The 20,263-nt window shown below is 59.7% G+C and carries 12 protein-coding genes; 9 read left to right on the plus strand and 3 right to left on the minus strand.

Annotated elements, in window-relative coordinates:
- Positions 1-132: 132 nt before the first annotated feature.
- A complete protein-coding gene (locus JZX87_RS01275; protein ID WP_206823871.1) occupies positions 133-2,202 on the plus strand; it encodes an ATP-dependent helicase in 2,070 nt (689 codons plus the stop codon).
- Here the strand turns inward: JZX87_RS01275 and JZX87_RS01280 are convergent.
- Positions 2,199-2,756 carry a DUF308 domain-containing protein gene (locus JZX87_RS01280; RefSeq protein ID WP_206823101.1) on the minus strand — a complete coding sequence of 186 codons (558 nt, stop codon included), beginning with the start codon at positions 2,754-2,756 and terminating at the stop codon, positions 2,199-2,201. The two genes, JZX87_RS01275 and JZX87_RS01280, sit on opposite strands and share 4 nt — an antisense overlap.
- Positions 2,757-2,894: 138 nt before the next feature.
- On the opposite strand from JZX87_RS01280, the gene JZX87_RS01285 reads away from it, so the two are divergent.
- Together JZX87_RS01285 and JZX87_RS01290 are read left to right on the plus strand one after the other, a co-directional pair.
- Positions 2,895-3,467 (plus strand): TetR/AcrR family transcriptional regulator, encoded by a 573-nt coding sequence (locus JZX87_RS01285; protein ID WP_206823106.1) that lies wholly within the window; start codon positions 2,895-2,897, stop codon positions 3,465-3,467.
- A gap of 114 nt (positions 3,468-3,581) precedes the next feature.
- On the plus strand, positions 3,582-4,463 hold the full coding sequence (locus tag JZX87_RS01290) for a DMT family transporter (protein ID WP_353654149.1): 882 nt from the start codon (positions 3,582-3,584) through the stop codon (positions 4,461-4,463).
- A gap of 4 nt (positions 4,464-4,467) precedes the next feature.
- Here JZX87_RS01290 and JZX87_RS01295 read toward each other — a convergent pair whose 3' ends face one another.
- Together JZX87_RS01295 and JZX87_RS01300 are read right to left on the minus strand one after the other, a co-directional pair.
- Positions 4,468-5,202 carry a DUF1003 domain-containing protein gene (locus JZX87_RS01295; RefSeq protein WP_206823108.1) on the minus strand — a complete coding sequence of 245 codons (735 nt, stop codon included), beginning with the start codon at positions 5,200-5,202 and terminating at the stop codon, positions 4,468-4,470.
- Positions 5,199-7,004, minus strand: a complete 1,806-nt coding sequence (locus tag JZX87_RS01300) for an ABC transporter ATP-binding protein/permease (protein WP_206823110.1) — start codon at positions 7,002-7,004, stop codon at positions 5,199-5,201. The genes JZX87_RS01295 and JZX87_RS01300 overlap by 4 nt, the downstream gene beginning before the upstream one ends.
- Before the next feature lie 350 nt (positions 7,005-7,354).
- Between JZX87_RS01300 and JZX87_RS01305 the strand changes: the two genes are divergently transcribed.
- The 6 genes from JZX87_RS01305 (at position 7,355) to glgB (ending at position 20,258) form a co-directional block, all read left to right on the plus strand.
- Positions 7,355-10,708 (plus strand): transglutaminase family protein, encoded by a 3,354-nt coding sequence (locus tag JZX87_RS01305; RefSeq protein ID WP_206823112.1) that lies wholly within the window; start codon positions 7,355-7,357, stop codon positions 10,706-10,708.
- Positions 10,709-10,744: 36 nt separating this feature from the next.
- Positions 10,745-13,135, plus strand: coding sequence for a circularly permuted type 2 ATP-grasp protein (locus JZX87_RS01310; protein WP_206823873.1), 2,391 nt, complete (start codon positions 10,745-10,747; stop codon positions 13,133-13,135).
- A gap of 21 nt (positions 13,136-13,156) precedes the next feature.
- Positions 13,157-14,035 carry a transglutaminase family protein gene (locus JZX87_RS01315; RefSeq protein ID WP_206823114.1) on the plus strand — a complete coding sequence of 293 codons (879 nt, stop codon included), beginning with the start codon at positions 13,157-13,159 and terminating at the stop codon, positions 14,033-14,035.
- Positions 14,036-14,168: 133 nt separating this feature from the next.
- Complete coding sequence (locus JZX87_RS01320; RefSeq protein WP_206823116.1) at positions 14,169-15,338, plus strand: vWA domain-containing protein; 1,170 nt, start codon at positions 14,169-14,171, stop codon at positions 15,336-15,338.
- A gap of 241 nt (positions 15,339-15,579) precedes the next feature.
- A complete protein-coding gene (locus tag JZX87_RS01325) occupies positions 15,580-18,042 on the plus strand; it encodes a glycogen/starch/alpha-glucan phosphorylase (protein ID WP_148143413.1) in 2,463 nt (820 codons plus the stop codon).
- Positions 18,042-20,258, plus strand: coding sequence for a 1,4-alpha-glucan branching protein GlgB (glgB, locus tag JZX87_RS01330; protein WP_206823118.1), 2,217 nt, complete (start codon positions 18,042-18,044; stop codon positions 20,256-20,258). The genes JZX87_RS01325 and glgB overlap by 1 nt, the downstream gene beginning before the upstream one ends.
- The last annotated feature ends 5 nt before the right edge of the window (positions 20,259-20,263 follow it).

A 20,263-nucleotide genomic window follows, 5' to 3' on the forward strand; every position in this document is an offset into this window, starting at 1 on the left:
GACAGACACCTGAACGCCGCTCATCCCAATCCTGCCTTCACCACTACCTCCTCTCTCCACAGCACCATATGCCTGTTCCCGAGCGAATCAGTTACAGCTAACGAACACATCGGGAACAACGTGCGGAATTTGATGTCGGTCGCCTATCTGGAAAAACTGAATGACGCCCAGCGCCGTGCGGTCGAGCATGGTTCGGACGTCCCGAATGGCGGTCCTGCCGGTCCGCTTCTGGTGATCGCCGGTGCCGGCTCAGGCAAGACCAACACGCTCGCACATCGCGTTGCCCACCTGATCGTCTCGGGCGCCGATCCGCGCCGCATTCTGCTGATGACCTTTTCCCGCCGCGCGGCCACCGAAATGGGCCGCCGTGTCGAACGCATCTGCAAGCAGGTTATGGGCGCGAATGGCGGCATCATGTCCGATGCGCTCGCCTGGGCCGGCACGTTTCACGGCATCGGCTCGCGCTTGTTGCGCATCTATGCCTACCAGATCGGCCTCGACCCGGATTTCACCATTCACGACCGGGAAGATTCCGCCGACCTGATGAACCTCGTGCGCCACGAGCTGGGTTTCTCCAAGATGGAAAGCCGGTTCCCGACCAAGGGCACCTGCCTCGCCATCTACTCCCGTGCGGTCAATTCCGAAACACCGCTCGACGAAGTACTGAAAACCTCGTTCCCATGGTGCCAGGCCTGGGAAAAACAGCTGCGCGAACTCTTCGCATCCTATGTGGAAGCCAAGCAGACCCAGAACGTCCTCGATTACGACGACCTGCTGCTCTACTGGGCGCAGATGATGAGCGAACCGTCTATCGCCGAGGATGTTGGCGCCCGCTTCGACCACGTCATGGTCGATGAATATCAGGATACTAACCGGCTGCAATCCTCGATCCTGATGGGCCTGAAACCCGGCGGCCGCGGCCTGACCGTCGTCGGTGATGATGCGCAGTCCATCTATTCCTTCCGCGCCGCGACGATCCGCAACATTCTCGACTTCCCCAATACATTCGATCCGCCGGCCAATATCGTCACGCTGGACCGCAATTATCGGTCGACGAACACTATCCTTGCTGCGGCAAACGGCGTGATCGAGCTTGCGCGCGAACGCTTTACCAAGAACCTCTGGACCGACCGCCAGTCGGAAGAGCGCCCTCGCCTCGTTGCCGTCAAGGACGAGACGGAGCAGGCCAATTACATTGTCGAAAAGGTGCTGGAAAACCGCGAGACCGGCATGACGCTCAAACAGCAGGCCGTGCTGTTTCGCGCCTCGCACCATTCCGGCCCGCTGGAAGTGGAACTCACCCGCCGCAACATTCCCTTCGTCAAATTCGGCGGCTTGAAGTTTTTGGACAGCGCCCATGTGAAGGACATGCTGGCGGCGCTGCGTTTCGCCCAGAACCCGCGCGACCGCGTTGCCGGTTTCCGGCTGATGCAGCTCATCCCCGGCATCGGTCCGCAAACTGCCGGCAAGATCCTCGATGCAATCGCGACCGATCCGGAGCCGCTCGCGGCCCTGCAGGAAATCCCCGCCCCGCCCCGTTCCGGAGCAGACTGGCCTGCCTTCATCGAAATGCTGACCGCCATCCGCAAAAACGAAGGCTGGCCGGCGGAAATCGGCACGGCGCGCGAATGGTACCAGCCGCATCTCGAACGCGTCCATGAAGATGCGGAGACCCGCAAGGCGGACCTTCTGCAACTCGAACAGATCGCCTCGGGTTACGCCTCGCGCGAACGGTTCCTCACCGAACTGACGCTTGATCCGCCGGATGCGACCAGCGATCAGGCTGGTGTGCCGCTGCTCGATGAGGATTACATGATCCTCTCGACCATTCACTCGGCCAAAGGACAGGAATGGCGCTCGGTCTTCCTGCTGAACTGCGTCGACGGTTGCATCCCATCCGATCTCGGCGTCGGATCGACGGCCGAGATCGAGGAGGAACGCCGCCTGCTTTACGTGGCGATGACCCGCGCCAAGGATCATCTCCACGTCATCACACCGCAGCGCTTCTTCGTTCATGGACAGCATTCGCAGGGCGACCGGCATGTCTATGCCGCCCGCACCCGCTTCATTCCGGCAACACTGCTGCAGTTCTTCGAAACCTCCGCCTGGCCGGTGGTCGCCCCCATGTCGGATGCCGAACGGCAGCATCGTCAACAGGTGCGAATAGACGTCACGGCCCGCATGCGTGGCATGTGGCGTTAGGCCTTTGCCTGCCTGTAGGCTGCTACGGTCAGCCACAGGCCGGACAGCAGGAAGTAGAAGGCGCCGAAGCCGACATAAGGGACGATATCGAGAATGGTCGGCACGGCATCGGCCACCGAACGGCTGATCATAAACCCGCCTGCGAGCGTGGATTGTGCGCCGCTGAGGATCATCACCCATTGGGCCCCGGCAATCCGCCAGCGCCGCACACCGGTATAAAGCTGCAGCAGCCCGGACAGGATTGCCCAGAGGCCGAAGACTGCAAGTACGGCATAACTGCTCTTCATCACCGCGAAGATGACCACCACCGTCATGATGCTGCTGGCAACGACATTCAGCATTTGCGACCGGTTGGCCGCAAGCCCGCCATTGGCGCGGGCATCGGCAAGATTGGCGATCGCATCCCAGGCCGGGTAAATCACCAGTAGCAGCGATGCCGCCGCGATCTGGCCTTGAGCCAGAACTGCAGCGCCAATCCACGCGATCGAAAAGAGCGCGCGTACGAAATAATAGGATCGCAGCCAGCTCGACTGCGTGGGGGATTGAACAGACACGGTAAGATCCTAATTTACTGCCTACCTACTAATAGGTAGATAGATTGAAAAGAGTCAATCCGAACCGGCCCTCACAACTTTGCGAGCATAGCAGCCCGCAATTCTTGACGGCCTTCCGACTGGGAGGTAGGCAGCTTTATGGAACAGACGACTTCGGAAAAAATTCTCGACACAGCGCAGGCGCTGATCGTGGCCGGCGGCTATAACGGCTTCAGCTATGCCGATATTTCAACCGCGGTCGGTATTCGCAAGGCGAGCATTCATCACCATTTTCCTACCAAGGCGCATCTCGCGTCCGTCCTGCTGCAACGATATGCAAAACAGGCGGAAGATGGCCTGAATGCTGTTTCCGCCAATCTCCCAAACCCGGCCGACCAATTACAGGCTTATTTCCAACACTGGCGATCCTGCATCGTCGAAGCTTCGGAGCCTTTCTGCGTTTGCGCGATGCTGGCAAGCGAAATGGAGCTTTTGCCGGAAGAGGTCGCCTTGCATGTCAGACGGCATTTCGAAAATCTGGGCCATTGGCTGACCTCCGTCCTGAAGGCCGGCACTGAGCAGGGACAGTTCAGATTGAGCGGAACGCCGGAGGAAGAAGCGCAGATACTCATGGCATGCGTCCATGGCGCGATGCTTTCAGCACGGGCACTCGGCAAACCTGAGATATTTGTCGCCATCATCGGTTCGCAGCTGCGACGGCTTTCGGCGTAGGAGTTTCCTCCGCCCTCGAACGATGCCTTCCTCTGTGGCGAAAAGGCCATTTCCATTAGCCACTGAAACCCTATAGGGCATTGCCGGAACGAGCATGCCGCAGGAGGAATACGGGTGGAGAATACACAATCGATCGCAAAGGCAGCCGGATGGATGATGGCATCAATTGCCCTCTTCCTGCTCATGGCGGTTTCCGGGCGAGAGGTCACGCGTGAGATCGACGTTTTCCAGGCGATGGAAATGCGTTCGGTCATCGCCTTCGTCATGCTTCTCCCGTTCGTGTATCGTGAGGGCGGCTTCAAGGCCATGCGCACACGCATCCTGCCGGCTCATATCGCCCGTAACATCGCCCATTATGTCGGCCAGTTCACCTGGTTGATAGGGATCACCATGATCCCGCTGGCTCAGGTGATCGCCATCGAATTCACCGCACCGATCTGGGCGGCGCTGATGGCAGCGGCGTTCTTGGGCGAACGCCTGACCTGGCGCAAATGCGTTGCAATCGGCTTCGGCCTCGTCGGCGTGCTGCTGATCATCAAGCCGGGCGCGGTGCCGCTTGATCCCGGTCATCTGGTCGTGCTGGGTGCGGCCTTCTTCTTTGCCGTCTCGTTCATCGCAACGAAGTTCCTGACGCGAACGGACAGTGCCACGAAGATCATCTTCTGGATGCTGATCATCCAGTCGATCATCGGCCTCATCCCGGCGCTGCGCGTCTGGACCTGGCCGTCAGCCGGTGTCTGGCCGTGGATCTTCATCATCGCATTTACCGGAACTTTCGCACATTTCTGCCTGGCCAAGGCGCTTTCCCACGCCGATGCGACGGTGGCGATGCCGATGGACTATCTGCGCGTGCCGCTCTCGGCCGTAATTGGCTATTTCATGTATTCCGAAGGGGTAGACGCCCTAATGGCGGTCGGCGCGGCACTTATCCTGACCGGCAACCTCTTCAACCTGCGCCGGCCGAACGCCGGTCGCATCCCACAGACACCGAATTAGAGGTTCATCCATGTCTCGGGTCGTCGCGCTTTTCCAGAAGTTCGATCTGGATCTGCTGCAACTCCGCTAGCCGTTCCCATTGCTTGGCCATCTGGTGGTCGATCTTCTCGTGCAATTGCCGGATTTCAAGTTCGGCGCGCAGATTGATCATGTAGTCGTTTTCGGCACGAAGCCTGTCTTTCTCCTCCTGCCGCTTCTGGCTCATCATGATGACCGGCGCCTGCAGAGCGGCAAGGCAGGAGAGAACGAGATTGAGAAGAATGAACGGATACGGGTCGAAGGGCCTGGCAAAAACGCCGACAACATTCATCGCCATCCAGATCACCAGAACGGCGATAAAGGACAGGATGAAAGTCCACGAACCGCCGAAGGACGCCACCTTGTCGGCAACACGCTCCCCGAAGCTGGACTTCCTGTCCGCTGCCGCGGCAGAGTCCGTTTGCACCGTCAGCGTGCCCTTCTCGAAACTGTCCAGAACATGTCGGTCGAGATCGGAAAGCTCGCCACGCTCCTCTTCCAGAAGCTGCTCGACATAGCGGCGCCGAAAGCGCGCAAGATCCTCGTCGCAGATCAGACTGGTGGGAGCGCAGTCTTTAACCTCCTCGGCAATCATCTCGTAGAGATGCGGCCTGAGACTGCCGGCCTTGTGCAGCTTGGACAGCGGAAAGGTTCGGCCGCAGACGATACATTGTCCAGTCTTGGCCTGTCCGTTTTTGGCGAGCGAGGAGTGATTATTCATGCAGTTTCACCGTCGTTTGGGGCGCTGTCTAGCACATTTCCATTCCCCCCGTTCGGATGAAGCGGCGCAACATGGTAGATCTTCGGCTTGAACCGATTGGCGAAGTCTTCCGAGCGACCGACATAGATGAGGGTCGTGCCTTCAAGGCCTTCGAGAACACCGATCAGTTGCACGCGCACCTCCGGCTCCAACCCTTCCAGGACGTCGTCCATGACGAGCCAGTCCGGTTTGCGCAGAACGGCATTCGCCACTTGCAACGCCGCCTCCTCCTCCTTGTCGAGGACCCGATCCCAGCGCTCTACCTTGTCCAGTTGTCCGACATAACGATCGAGGCCCACTTGCAGCAGAGCAGCCTTCAACGCCTCGTCGGTAACATCGGGAATACCTGATGGGTAGGTAATGACCTCACGCAGCTTCGCAGTCGGCAGATAGCCTTCCTGGGGCATGAGGATCATCCTTTCTGCCTGCGGCAGCCGGATTTCGCCTTTACCCCAGGGCCATATCCCGGCCAGCGCCTGGAAGAATAGATGGCGATCCGTACCCGGATCTCCATTGACCATCACTCGCTCTCCGGGTTCGACCGTGAACCCATTTTCTTTCAGTTTGATGCCGTGCCCGTCGGCTGCCTTGTCCGGCTCGCCATAAACCTCGACACCCGTCACAGAAACCCCATCGCCTTCTACGCCATGCTGGTAGTTGATGACTTCGCCCTCCTTTGCAGGTGTATCGGCCATCAGCAACGCATTGCGGAAGAAGGAAACGCGGGCGAGTGTGGCCCGCCAGTCGGCGATGACGCTGAAATTCTGCACGTACCAGCGCAAGGCCGTATTCACCTGGTTAAACGCCCCAACCGCCATCATCAAACCGCCGAATGTCAGTTCGCCGGAAAAATACATCGGCGAAGCAATGATGATCGGCGCCACAAGCGCCAGCCAACCGAAACCGGACGAGACCCATGTGAGATTGGTCAGCGCCCAGGCAAGCTTGCGCAGCATGCCGAGCACGCCGCCGATCGCATCCTGCACCCGGGCAAGCTCGCTCGGCTCGCCCCGGGCAAGCGTGATCGGCTTCAGGTTCTCATTGGCACGGACCAGCGCGGAACGAAGATCCGCCTCGCGGGCATAACGATCGGCATTGAGCCTTGCCAGCATGCTGCCGACGACATTGCTGAGTACTGAACCGGTCAGCGCATAAAGGATGGTTGCCCAGAGCATGTAACCGGGAATGACGACGTGATGACCGGCGATATTGAAGCCGAAATCCGTCGAGATTGCCCAGAGCACGCCGATGAAGCTACCGAGCAGGATGGTTGAATTGACCAGACCGATAGCCAGCGCCGTGGTGTTCTCTGCCAGGATGCGGGTATCTTCGTGCAATCGCTGGTCAGGATTGTTGGCGATCGATCCCGCACCCGCAAGCTTCAGCGCCCGCCCAGGCGTCAGCCAGACATTGGCAAGATCACGCGCCAACCCCTCGCGCATTTTCAGCGCAGTGGTCTGGTTGAGCCATGTCTGGATGACATTGAGCAATGTGAGTGAAATCGCAATAATGGCGAATACGCCGAGCTGCTGAAGGAACCCGGCCATATCACGCCGTTCCAACGAGTCGTAGAAGGGCCCGTTCCACTCGTTCAGGCGATAGGTCGCATAGGTTGTGGCAATAATGATGATCAGCAACGCGGCCGCCAGCAGAAGAAGATGACGACGCACCGGTGACGCCCAGAATGCCCCGATCATCATGCGAAGTTGGCCGGAAAGCGGAAGTTCGTAAGGTTCGGATGCTGCTGCGGCCGCTTTAGACATCTGCGACTGTCTCCTCTCGCAATGTCATGACTCTATGCTTCCTGCAGACTTACCACGCGGTAAAGGGTTGTACAGGCGAAGAGGCTTCACCTTCGGTTTCCGATTGTCATCACCTTATATCGGGAATTGTAGTAACGATTCGGAAGAACGCCATGCAATAAATCGAGCTCGCCCTATTCCGTCCGAGCGATAACCGCGCAATCGTCCTTGCTTTCTTCTTCTGCATTGCACAAACTTAGTTGCAATAGTGATGCACCGGCCCGCTGAACGAGGTCGAAAAACAGCATCCGCGGGAACGCCCCGAAAGGGGAAAACGGGAGCGCCCGGATAAGGGCATTCGAAGGGACAGCATGTCGATCAAGGCAAGCATCTATCATCTCACCCATTACAAATACGACAAGCCCGTCCGCCTCGGACCCCAGATCATCCGCCTGAAACCCGCCGCCCATTCGCGCACGAAAGTGCTGTCGCATTCGCTGAAGGTCACGCCGGAAAACCATTTTGTAAACCTGCAGCAGGATCCCTACGGCAACTATCTCGCGCGGTTCGTTTTCCCGGACCCGGTAACGGAATTCAAGATCGAGGTCGATCTTGTCGCCGACATGACGGTCTACAACCCCTTCGATTTTTTCGTCGAGGAAGAGGCCACCAGATGGCCGTTCAAATATCCTGAAGACCTGATCGAGGACCTCTCGATCTACATGATCCCCGAGCCGCCCGGCCCTGCCCTGGTCGAATATCTGAAGCATTTCGACATGTCGCCGGACCAGCCAACGGTCGACATGATCGTCGGCATCAATGCGCGCCTGCAGCAGGCCATCAGTTACGTCATCCGCATGGAACCCGGCGTCCAGACGCCGGAGGAAACGCTGACGGCAGCACTCGGCTCCTGCCGCGACACGAGCTGGCTGCTCGTCCAGATTCTGCGCAATCTCGGCTTCGCCACACGTTTCGTCTCGGGCTACCTCATTCAACTCACCCCGGACCTGAAAGCACTCGACGGCCCCTCCGGCACCGAGGTGGATTTCACCGACCTTCACGCCTGGTGCGAAGTCTATCTGCCCGGCGCGGGCTGGGTCGGCCTCGATCCGACCTCCGGTCTTCTGACCGGCGAAAGCCATATTCCGCTGGCCGCAACGCCCAATTACCGTAACGCCGCGCCGATTTCCGGCGGCTACTTCGGTGAAGCGAACACCTCGTTCGACTTCGCTATGAACGTCACCCGCGTCGCCGAACACCCGCGCATCACCAAGCCGTTTTCCGACGAAAGTTGGGACGCGCTGAACGATCTCGGAGAACAGGTAGACCGCGTCCTGTCATCACAGGACGTCCGCCTCACCATGGGCGGCGAGCCGACCTTCGTTTCCATCGACGATTTCGAGTCGGAGGAATGGAACACGGATGCCGTCGGCCCGACCAAGCGCGAAAAGGCCGACATCCTGATCCGACGCCTGCGCGAAAAATTCGCCCCCGGCGGCTTTCTCCATTATGGCCAGGGCAAGTGGTATCCCGGCGAAAGCCTTCCCCGCTGGACCTTCTCGCTCTACTGGCGCAAGGACGGCAAGCCGATCTGGAATGACCCGAACCTCGTGGCACAGGAAGGCGGCGACCATGGCGCCGGCGAGGATGATTCAGAAAAGTTTCTGACGGCATTGGCCGGCGAACTCGGCATCGCAGCCGAAATGGTGGTGCCGGCCTATGAAGACCCGGCGGAGTGGATCATCAAGGAAGGCTCGCTGCCCGACAATGTCGACCCGTCCAATTCGAAGCTCAAGGATCCGGAAGAGCGCAATCGCATTGCCCGTGTCTTCGAACGCGGCCTGACCAAACCCACCGGCCACGTTCTGCCCGTTCAGGCATGGAATGCACAGGCTAGCGGGGCGCCTGTCAGTCGTCGCTGGATCAGCGAAAAATGGCGCACCCGCCGAGGCCGCATCTTCCTTGTTCCCGGCGACAGCCCGGTCGGTTATCGCCTGCCGCTCGGCACCCTGCCCTATATTCCGCCATCCCAGTTTCCCTATATTCATGAGGCCGACCCGTCGATCCCACGCGGCGCATTGCCGGATACGTTCGTACCCGCCGGGCATCCATCGCAAGGTCGGGCCATGCCGGAATCCTCCTTCAAGGCGGGCGACCCGACCAATCTTGGCCGTATCGAGCAGACACTGGGTGAGATTGGCGGCGCGGTCCGCACGGCAATTTCCGTCGAGCCGCGCGATGGACGGCTTTGTGTCTTCATGCCGCCTGTCGAGAAGATCGAGGACTATCTCGAACTGATTGCAGCCGCCGAAAATGCCGCCGCCAGGCTGACCCTGCCGGTCCATATCGAGGGCTACGCACCGCCGCATGACGAGCGCATCAACGTCATCCGCGTCGCCCCCGATCCCGGCGTCATCGAGGTGAACATCCATCCGGCCTCAAGCTGGAAGGAGACCGTAGACATCACCACCGCGATCTATGAGGAGGCTCGCCAGAGCCGCCTCGGCGCCGACAAGTTCATGATCGACGGCCGCCACACCGGCACCGGCGGCGGCAACCATGTCGTGGTCGGCGGCGCCAATCCGAATGACAGCCCGTTCCTGCGCCGCCCCGACCTTTTGAAGAGCCTGGTCCTGCACTGGCAGCGCCACCCGTCGCTGTCCTATCTCTTCTCCGGCCTCTTCATCGGCCCGACTTCGCAGGCACCGCGGATCGACGAAGCCCGACACGATAGTCTTTACGAGCTGGAGATTGCGCTGGCGCAGGTTCCCGCTCCCGGTCAAGGCGTACCGCCGCTGCCATGGCTGGTCGACCGTCTGTTCCGCAACCTGCTGACCGACGTCACCGGCAACACCCATCGTTCGGAAATCTGCATCGACAAGCTGTTTTCACCCGATGGCCCGACCGGCCGTCTCGGCCTTGTCGAGTTCCGCGGTTTCGAGATGCCGCCGAACGCCCGCATGTCGCTTGCCCAGCAGCTTCTCGTCCGAGCGCTGATCGCTCGTTTCTGGAAGAACCCTTTGCAGGGCAAGTTTACCCGCTGGGGCACGGCGCTCGCGGACCGCTTCATGCTTGGCCACTACATCTGGGCCGATTTCATGGATGTGCTGCAGGACCTGCGCGAAAACGGTTTTGACCTCAGGCCCGAATGGTTCGAGGCGCAGCTGGAATTCCGCTTCCCCTTCTTCGGCGAGGTGGAATACGAAGGTGCCAAGCTGGAACTCAGGCAGGCGCTTGAACCCTGGCATGTCATGGGCGAACAGGGCGCTATCGGCGGCACAGTCCGTTACGTCGACTCATCCGTCGAGCGCCTGCAGGTCAGGCTCGAAACCTCCAATCCGTCTCGCTACACCGTGAGCTGCAACGGCCGCGCGGTACCTTTGAGAGAAACCGCCCAGTCTGGAGTCTCGGTCGCAGGCGTGCGTTTCAAGGCATGGCAGCCGAGGTCCGGCCTGCACCCCGTATTGCCGGTTAATACACCGCTCACATTCGACATTTATGATACATGGTCTGGCCGCGCGATTGGCGGCTGCAGATATCATGTTGCGCATCCGGGCGGCCGCAATTATGAGACCTTCCCGGTGAACGGCAACGAGGCGGAAGCGCGGCGTCTGGCGCGGTTCGAGCCCTGGGGTCACACGGCAGGATTTTATCCTTTGATGCCGGAGACGCCTTCGCCCGAATTCCCCCTGACGCTCGATCTCCGCCGGCCGCAAGGAGTATGACGCGATTTGACGACTGGCACGGCGAGCGAACGACGCATGGATGAGGAGATCGAACACGATCCGATCCTCGGTTATGCCGCGCTCCCCGGCGTGGCCGACGAGATGCTCGACGCCCACGGCGAAATCAAGCCCGTCTGGCAGAACCTGATCGCACATCTGAGCCGCCTGTCGGAAGGCGATCTTTATGAGCGTTTCGCCCGTGCCGACCGTTATCTGCGCGATGCTGGCGTTTTCTACCGCACCTATGGCGGCACAGGCCCGGGCGGCAACGGCGAACGTAACTGGCCTCTCTCGCATATCCCGGTCCTGATCCAGGAAGACGAGTGGCAGAATATTTCCCGCGGTCTGCAGCAGCGCGCCGATTTGCTCGAGGCGATGATTGCCGATATTTATGGTGAAAACCGGCTGGTGCAAGAGGGTTTTCTGCCACCGCAACTGATTGCCGCCAATCCCGAATTCCTGCGTCCGCTCGTTGGCGTAAAGCCGGTCGGCGGCCATTACCTGCATTTCTGCTCCTTCGAGATCGGCCGCGGCCCGGATGGCAACTGGTGGGTTCTGGCAGACCGTACCCAGGCTCCGTCCGGCGCTGGCTTCGCGCTGGAAAATCGCGTCGCCACCACCCGTGCGTTCTCCGACATCTATGGCGAGACCCACGTCCATCGCCTCGCTTCCTTCTTCGGCGCCTTCCGTGATGCGCTGCAGTCGCGCAAGCAACACCCGGATGACCGGATCGCCGTTCTCTCCCCCGGCCCGGCCAACGAGACCTATTTCGAACACGCCTATATCGCCCGCTATCTCGGCTTCATGCTGCTCGAAGGCGAGGATCTGACCGTCGTCAACAACCGCGTCATGGTTCGCACCGTCGCCGGCCTCAAACCGGTCGGCGTGCTCTGGCGCCGCCTCGATGCCTCCTATGCCGATCCGCTGGAGCTCGACCAGAATTCGCATATCGGTACGCCGGGCATGGTGCAGGCACTGCGCTCCGGCTCGCTGACCCTGGTCAACGCTCTCGGCTCAGGCATTCTGGAAACCCGTGCGCTTCTCGCCTTCGCGCCGACCATCTGCCGTCGCCTGCTCGGCGAAGACCCGATCCTGCCGTCGATCGCCACATGGTGGTGCGGCCAGCCATCCGAGCGTGAGCATGTGGCGAAGAATATCGAGCGCATGGTGATCGGCCCTGCCTATTCGCGCTTGCCCTTCTTTGACGACAACAGCCAGTCCGTACTCGGCTCGTCGCTGCGCGAAACCGCGAAGGACGCGGTCGGCGACTGGCTGGCCAGCGAAGGCGGGAAACTCGTCGGCCAGGAAGTCGTGACCCTGTCGACGACGCCGACCTGGGTCGACGGCAAGCTGACGCCGCGGCCGATGTCGCTGCGCGTCTTCGCAGCCCGCACCGAAAACGGCTGGGAAATCATGCCCGGCGGCTTTGCCCGTATCGGCACCGGTGACGATGTCGCCGCGATCGCCATGCAGTCGGGTGGTGCGGCAGCCGATGTCTGGATCGTCTCCGACAAGCCGGTATCGAAATCGACGCTGCTGCCACCGGAAGAGAGTTTTACCCGCAACATGCCGGGCTCGCTGCCGAGCCGGGCCGCCGATAACCTCTATTGGCTCGGCCGCTATATCGAACGGGCCGAAGGCGCATTGCGCATATTGCGCTCCTGGCATCTGCGTTACGCGGAATCGGCGGATCCGAACGCGCCTCTGCTTGCCGATGTAACCCGCTATCTGAAGTCGGTCGATATGGACATGGTCAAGGCCGTGCCGGAACCGCTGCTTGCCAACATCAACAGCGCCATCTATTCCGCCAGCAATATCCGCGACCGTTTCTCGCCGGATGGCTGGCTGGCGCTGACCGATCTGGCCAAGACCGCCAAGCGCTTCCATGAAGCGGCTCAACCGGGTGATGACGCAGCTCACGCCGCAACCATTCTTCTGCGCAAGCTCGCCGGTTTTGCCGGTCTCGTGCATGAAAACATGTATCGCTTCACCGGATGGCGCTTCCTGTCCATCGGCCGCCACCTGGAGCGCGGCCTGCACATGACGCGCATGTTGGCCCATCTTTCCGGCCCGGATGCGCCCGACGGTTCGCTCGACATGCTGCTGGAGATTGGCGACAGCGTCATGACCCACCGCCGCCGCTACAACGTCAACACGGCGCGTCTCACGGTCAACGATCTGCTCGCGCTCGATCCGCTCAACCCGCGCTCGATCCTGTTCCAGCTGAACGAGATCCGCACCGAAGTGGAAAAACTGCCCAACGCCTTCGAAAATGGCCAGATGTCGCCCTTCTATCGCGAGGCCATGCGCCTTCATTCCGGGCTGGCGGTGATGACACCGGAGACGATGAACGAGGATGTCTATCGCAGGCTGGAAAAGGATCTGGAGAACCTCTCCGATCTTCTCGGCCGGACCTATTGCAGTTGAGTTGAAGGGGAGGAACGACGAATGCTCTACGACCTCTCTCTGCACATGGGTTATGCCTATGATGTGCCGGCCTCCGGTGCTCGCCATGTCATCCGGCTTCTGCCGCTGTCGCTGCCAGATCGCCAGCGCCTGATCGCAGGCTCGGTCACCGTCTCGCCGGCAACCGACGAAAGGGTCACCTTCATCGATTTCTTCGGCCAGCAGGCGACTTCGGTTCTAGTCCGCGCCCCACATGACCGACTGGACATCCGCATGCAGGCCCGTGTCATGGTAGAGGCGCCGACCATGCAGGCGGATCTTTCCCCGACGCTCGACGTATTGCGCACGGAACTGGCCGAAGTCTGGTCCGTCGACCCGTCCTCGCCGCATCATTTTACCGGCTCCAGCCCCAGACTGCCGGAGGAACCGGCAATTGCGGCTTACGCACGCGAAGCAGTGAAACCTGGACAGACGGTGCGCGAGATCGCCGCCGCACTCTGCACCCGCATCCATAAGGATTTCAAATACGATGCCGAGGCAACGACGGTCGACACCACGCCAAAGGAAGCCTTCAAGCTGAAACGCGGCGTCTGCCAGGATTTCTCCCACGTGATGATCGTTGCGCTGCGCAGCCTCGGTATACCGGCCGGGTACGTCTCCGGCTTCCTGCGTACCATCCCGCCGCCAGGCAAGGAACGGCTTGAAGGGGCCGACGCCATGCATGCCTGGGTACGCGTCTGGTGCGGCGATGCACTGGGTTATGTCGAACTCGACCCGACCAACAATATTCCAGCCGGCAGCGACCACATCGTCGTCGGTTACGGACGTGATTATTCCGATGTCGCACCGGTCATCGGAGTGCTTAAAGGTTACGGAAATCAGAAGGCTGATCAGGCCGTTGACGTAATTCCGGTCAAATAGACCCGTTTTGGTGCTGATTCTGGCTGATCACTAAAATGCGAGAGTTTTCCTTACGCAATTCTATGCGACTTCCTCAGTAATTAAGGGCCGCTAGTGTTTGTATGGCGCAAACATAGATCGGGGCGACCAAACCATGTCCATGCTTAAGCGACTGTCAGCTGATCGGAGCGGCAACTTCGGCATCATAACCGCAATCGTGCTGCCGGTACTGGTGGGCGCAGCAGGGCTAGCGGTAGACGTTTCAAACATGCTGCTTTCAAAGCGTGATCTACAGGAAGCAAGCGATGCGGCATCGCTCGCAGTAGCCACCTATCTGGCTCAGAATGAATCGGCCACGGAGGACGGAGCCAAAAAACTGGCTTTGGATTTCATCAAAGGTCAGATGGCCAACTCCGTAACCTCCGAAGTCGCAAACGACATCGCAAAGTCGGTGACAACGACGATCACGACGACAGCAACGTCCGATGGGAAGCGCTACGATATCAATATCGCCGCAGGTTATACGCTTAAATTGACGCCCTTCATGTCGGTCTTCGGCCGGTATTCGACGCCGATCGGTGCCACCAGTTCGACGACAAGCGGTATCAGCGAGACAAAAAGCGCATTGTCCATGACGCTTGTGCTGGACGAATCCGGCTCGATGCTGGCAAACACGAATGAAAAGGTGCAGCCAGCGAAGAACTGCAGCGAGTACAACACGAACGGCAAACTCGTTTCAAACAATGCTACCTGCTACGTGAAAAAGATCGAAGCCCTCAAAACTGCTTCGAACTTGCTCTTGGATCAGCTCGACAAGGCGGACCCCAAGTCAAAATACGTCCGCACGAATGCAATTGCCTGGAGTGGCTCCATTCAGGACTCGAGTGCCTTCGCTTGGGGAACGACCAAGACCAGAAACGACGTCATCAATACGATGTCTGCCGGCGGCAACACCGAGTCATATGCTCCCATGAAAAAGGCGTATGAGGACCTCACAACAACCGGCAGTGGATCTGAAACCAAAATTCAGACCACAGCTGGGAACTCGAAGCTGACAAAATACATAGTCTTCATGACCGACGGCTCAAACAACAACTCTTCTTCCGACACCTACACGCTGCAGATTTGCACAGCAGCCAAGGCTGCTGGAATCAAGATCTATTCGATCGCGTTCATGGCGCCGACGGGAGGCCAAAACCTTCTCAATAAATGCTCAAGCGGTGCGGGCTACTATTATGCTGCAGAAAGCATGTCCGACCTGCTGAACGCCTTCAAGGCGATTGGTGAAGAAGCGAGCGCCAGCAAGACACTGCTCACGCAATGATTAGTCGCGCTCCGCGAGCCGATTGAAAATTTGGACACAATCAGAATTCAGTCAAAGCCCCGCCCCTTGCGGGGCTTTTTGCGTTCTACCGCAAGGGGCTCCAGTCACCCTCCGGCAACCATCTTCAATTCCGCCGTTGCATGCCGTTCACAACGATGCATAACTGTGCCGGTAACATTCTGCCATATCGACTGAATCGGACATTCCTCCACCCGCTCAACCGAGAACAATTGGCGACTATATGAACAACACAACTCCCCCCATCGAAATTCCCTATCCCGCCCCGCGCTCGTCCCGCCCTGAAATCATGGCGGAAGAAATCATTGAGCGCCTGACCTACCGCATCGGCAAGGACGCCAAGGTGGCCAGGCCGCATGACTGGCTGACGGCAACCATATTGGTTGTCCGGGACAGAATTATCGACAGATGGATGGAGAGTACGCGCCAGGCCTACCGGACAGGCCAGAAGCGCGTCTACTACCTATCGCTGGAATTCCTGATCGGCCGCCTGATGCGCGATGCCGTCAGCAATCTCGGCCTGATGCAGGAAATTCGCGACGCGCTGTCCTCTCTCGGTGTCGACGTGTCGGTGATTGCCGGTCTGGAACCGGACGCCGCACTCGGCAATGGTGGCCTTGGCCGCCTTGCTGCCTGTTTCATGGAGAGTATGGCAACGGTCGATATTCCGGCCTATGGCTACGGCATCCGTTATATCCATGGCCTGTTTCGTCAGCAGATGGCCGACGGCTGGCAGGTCGAGTTGCCCGAAACCTGGCTTGCCCACGGCAACCCCTGGGAGTTTGAACGCCGCGAGAGCTCCTACGAAATCGGCTTCGGCGGATCGGTGGAAACCATCGGCGGCTACGAGGATTTGCCTCGTTACGTGTGGAAGCCGGCCGAACGCGTCATCGCCATGGCCTATGACACGCCAATCGTCGGCTGGCGCGGTAATCGCGTCAACACCTTACGGCTCTGGTCGGCCCAGCCAATCGACCCGATCCTGCTCGATGCCTTTAATGCCGGCGACCATATCGGCGCGCTGCGCGAGAGCAACAAGGCGGAATCGCTCACCCGCGTCCTCTATCCCGCCGACGCAAACCCGGCCGGGCAGGAACTGCGCCTACGCCAGGAATTCTTCTTCTCGTCGGCATCGCTGCAGGACATCCTGCGCCGCCATCTCCAGCAATATCCGGATTTCACCAACCTGCACGAGAAGGTTTCGATCCAGCTCAACGACACGCATCCGGCCGTCTCGATCGGCGAACTGATGCGACTTCTCGTCGACATCCACGGCATGGATTTCGATGTCTCCTGGGAAATCGTCAGGCAGACCTTCTCCTACACCAACCACACCCTTCTGCCCGAAGCTCTGGAAACCTGGCCGGTGCCGCTCTTCGAGCGCCTTCTGCCGCGCCACATGCAGATCGTCTACGCGATCAACGCCAAGATCCTGCTCGAAGCCCGCAAGGAAAAGCGGTTCTCCGACACGCAGGTCCGCGCCATTTCGCTGATCGACGAAGGCGGCGAACGGCGGGTGCGCATGGGCAACCTCGCCTTTGTCGGCTCCCATTCGATCAACGGCGTCTCGGCGCTGCATACCGACCTGATGAAGGTCACCGTCTTTGCCGACCTGCACACGCTTTACCCGACCCGCATCAACAACAAGACCAACGGCATCACCCCTCGCCGCTGGCTGATGCAGTGCAATCCCGGCCTCACCTCGCTGATCCGCGATGCGATCGGCGACAAGTTCCTCGACGATACCGAAGCGCTGGTCGAACTCGACAAGTTCGCCGACGATGCCAGCTTCCAGGAGAAGTTTGCTGCGGTCAAACGGGCCAACAAGGCGACGCTCACCAACCTCGTCGGCAGCCGCATGGGCATCAGGCTCGATCCGTCGGCACTGTTCGACATCCAGATCAAGCGCATCCACGAATACAAGCGCCAGCTTCTGAACATCATCGAAGCCGTCGCGCTTTATGACCAGATCCGCTCCCATCCGGAACTGGACTGGGTGCCGCGGGTCAAACTCTTCGCCGGCAAAGCGGCGCCGAGCTATCACAACGCCAAGCTTATCATCAAGCTGGCCAACGACGTTGCCCGTGTGATCAATAACGACCCTTCGGTGCGCGGCCTGCTCAAGGTCGTCTTCGTGCCGAATTACAATGTCTCGCTGGCGGAAACGATCGTGCCCGCCGCCGACCTTTCAGAGCAGATTTCGACCGCCGGGATGGAAGCGTCCGGCACCGGCAACATGAAATTTGCCCTGAACGGCGCGCTGACGATCGGCACACTCGACGGCGCGAATGTCGAAATGCGCGAACATGTCGGCGACGACAATATCGTCATCTTCGGCCTGACCGCCGACGAAGTGGCGAAGGTGCGCTCGGAAGGGCACAATCCTCGTGCCGTGATCGAGCAATCGCCCGAACTGGTGCAGGCCTTGAACGCCATCGCTTCCGGCGTCTTCTCCCCGGACGACCGTTCGCGCTTCCAGGAACTCATCGACGGCATCTATAACCATGACTGGTTCATGGTCGCCGCCGACTTCGATGCCTATGCTGCGGCACAGCGCACGGTTGACCAAATCTGGTCAGACCCTAAATCCTGGTATTCAAAGACAATTCGCAATACCGCCCGGATGGGATGGTTCTCCTCGGACCGCACAATCCGCCAGTACGCGTCGGAAATCTGGAGAGCCTGATGACAAAATCGCCGAGTGCGCTCGATGACGGGAGAGCTCCTGGAGAAATCCCGTTGTCCGAGATCGAGGCGATATTGGCAGGTAGGCATGCAAATCCTTTCGCCGTGCTTGGGCTTCACAAGCTCGGCGAAAAATATCGTGCCCGTTGCTTCATTCCCGGTGCCGAAGAGGTGACCGTGCTCTCGCTCAGCGGCACGGAACTCGGCGAACTGACCTGCCGTCATGAGGCGGGTTATTTCGAAGGCCTCGTCGACGCGGGCCAACTCCAGCCCATCCGTTACCGCGCCCAGCGCGGTGACGTGGAATGGGCCGTGACCGATCCCTACTCCTTCGGGCCGGTTCTCGGCCCGATGGATGACTATCTGTTACGCGAAGGCTCGCATTTGAGGCTCTTCGACAAGATGGGCGCCCATCCGCTCAAGCATGAGGGTGTCGAGGGCTTTCATTTCGCTGTCTGGGCACCAAATGCCCGGCGTGTCTCTGTCGTTGGCGAATTCAACAACTGGGATGGCCGCCGGCATGTGATGCGCCTGCGCCAGGATACCGGTATCTGGGAAATCTTTGCGCCCGATGTTCGTGCCGGTGCCGCGTACAAATTCGAGATCATCGGCAAGGATGGTAAGCTGCAGCCCTTGAAGGCAGACCCGTTTGCACGGCGAGCCGAGATGCGACCGAAGACTGCCTCGGTAACATCCCCGGAACTGGCCCAGGTATGGGAAGATCAGGCTCACCGGGAATTCTGGGAAAAGGCCGATCATCGCCGACAGCCGATCACCATCTACGAAGTGCATGCGGGATCATGGCAGCGCCGCGACGACGGATCGTTCCTCTCCTGGGATGAACTCGCCTCGCGCCTCATCCCTTACTGTGTCGACATGGGCTTCACCCATATCGAGTTTCTGCCGATCACCGAACATCCGTATGACCCGTCATGGGGCTATCAGACAACGGGACTTTATGCACCCTCCGCCCGCTTCGGCGAGCCGGAAGGCTTTGCCCGTTTCGTCAACGGCTGCCACAAGGTCGGCATCGGCGTTATCCTCGACTGGGTGCCTGCGCATTTTCCGACCGACGCCCACGGTCTGCGCGATTTCGACGGCACCGCACTTTATGAACATGCCGATCCGCGTCAGGGCTATCACCCCGACTGGAACACTGCGATCTACAATTTTGGTCGCGTCGAGGTTCTGTCCTACCTGATCAACAACGCACTCTACTGGGCGGAAAAATACCATCTCGACGGCCTGCGCGTAGATGCCGTCGCCTCGATGCTCTATCTCGATTATTCGCGCCGCGAAGGCGAATGGATTCCGAATGAATATGGTGGGCGAGAGAACCTCGAATCCGTCCGTTTCCTGCAGAAGATGAATTCACTCTCCTACGGCACGCATCCGGGTGTGATGACAATCGCCGAGGAAAGCACCTCCTGGCCGAAGGTCTCGGCGCCGGTGCATGAAGGTGGGCTTGGTTTCGGCTTCAAGTGGAACATGGGCTTCATGCATGACACGCTGAGCTATCTCGCGCGCGAGCCGATCCACCGCAAGCACCATCACAACGCCATCACCTTTGGCCTCGTTTACGCCTTCGCGGAAAACTTCGTGCTGCCGCTCAGCCATGATGAGGTGGTCCACGGCAAAGGCTCGCTGATTGCCAAGATGGCCGGTGACGACTGGCAGAAATTCGCCAACCTCAGAGCCTATTACGGCTTCATGTGGGGTTATCCGGGCAAGAAGCTGCTCTTCATGGGACAGGAATTCGCCCAATGGGCAGAGTGGAGCGAAAGCAAATCGCTCGACTGGAACCTGCTTGCCTACCATCCGCATCAGGGCATGCGCCGCCTCGTGCGGGACCTCAATTTCTGTTACCGCTCCAAGCCCGCACTGCACGCCCGCGATTGCGAGGGCGAAGGTTTTCGCTGGCTGATCGTCGACGATGCGGACAATTCAGTCTTCGCATGGCTGCGCATGGCGCCGGGTGAAAAGCCGGTCGCGGTCATCACCAATTTCACGCCCGTCTATCGCGCAAATTACAGGCTTCCCCTGCCGCATGCCGGTAAATGGCGGGAAGTCCTGAATACCGACGCCGAGATCTACGGCGGCAGCGGCAAGGGCAATGGCGGCAAGGTTCAGGCCGTGGATGCGGGAGGAAGCATCTGGGCGGACGTGACTTTGCCACCGTTGGCGACAATCATGCTGGAACTCGAAAACAACGCATAGGGGAG

Source organism: Agrobacterium sp. Ap1, from assembly GCF_017313375.1.
GTDB lineage: Bacteria > Pseudomonadota > Alphaproteobacteria > Rhizobiales > Rhizobiaceae > Neorhizobium > Neorhizobium cellulosilyticum.

Excerpts from the sequence above, each read along its gene's own strand:
- JZX87_RS01315 (WP_206823114.1), top strand. The coding sequence starts at position 13,157 with ATGCTCTACGACCTCTCTCTGCACATGGGTTATGCCTATGATGTGCCG.
- JZX87_RS01295 (WP_206823108.1), bottom strand. The coding sequence starts at position 5,202 with ATGAATAATCACTCCTCGCTCGCCAAAAACGGACAGGCCAAGACTGGA.
- glgB (WP_206823118.1), top strand. The coding sequence starts at position 18,042 with ATGACAAAATCGCCGAGTGCGCTCGATGACGGGAGAGCTCCTGGAGAA.
- JZX87_RS01325 (WP_148143413.1), top strand. The coding sequence starts at position 15,580 with ATGAACAACACAACTCCCCCCATCGAAATTCCCTATCCCGCCCCGCGC.
- JZX87_RS01285 (WP_206823106.1), top strand. The coding sequence starts at position 2,895 with ATGGAACAGACGACTTCGGAAAAAATTCTCGACACAGCGCAGGCGCTG.
- JZX87_RS01305 (WP_206823112.1), top strand. The coding sequence starts at position 7,355 with ATGTCGATCAAGGCAAGCATCTATCATCTCACCCATTACAAATACGAC.
- JZX87_RS01320 (WP_206823116.1), top strand. The coding sequence starts at position 14,169 with ATGTCCATGCTTAAGCGACTGTCAGCTGATCGGAGCGGCAACTTCGGC.
- JZX87_RS01310 (WP_206823873.1), top strand. The coding sequence starts at position 10,745 with ATGGATGAGGAGATCGAACACGATCCGATCCTCGGTTATGCCGCGCTC.
- JZX87_RS01300 (WP_206823110.1), bottom strand. The coding sequence starts at position 7,004 with ATGTCTAAAGCGGCCGCAGCAGCATCCGAACCTTACGAACTTCCGCTT.
- JZX87_RS01275 (WP_206823871.1), top strand. The coding sequence starts at position 133 with ATGTCGGTCGCCTATCTGGAAAAACTGAATGACGCCCAGCGCCGTGCG.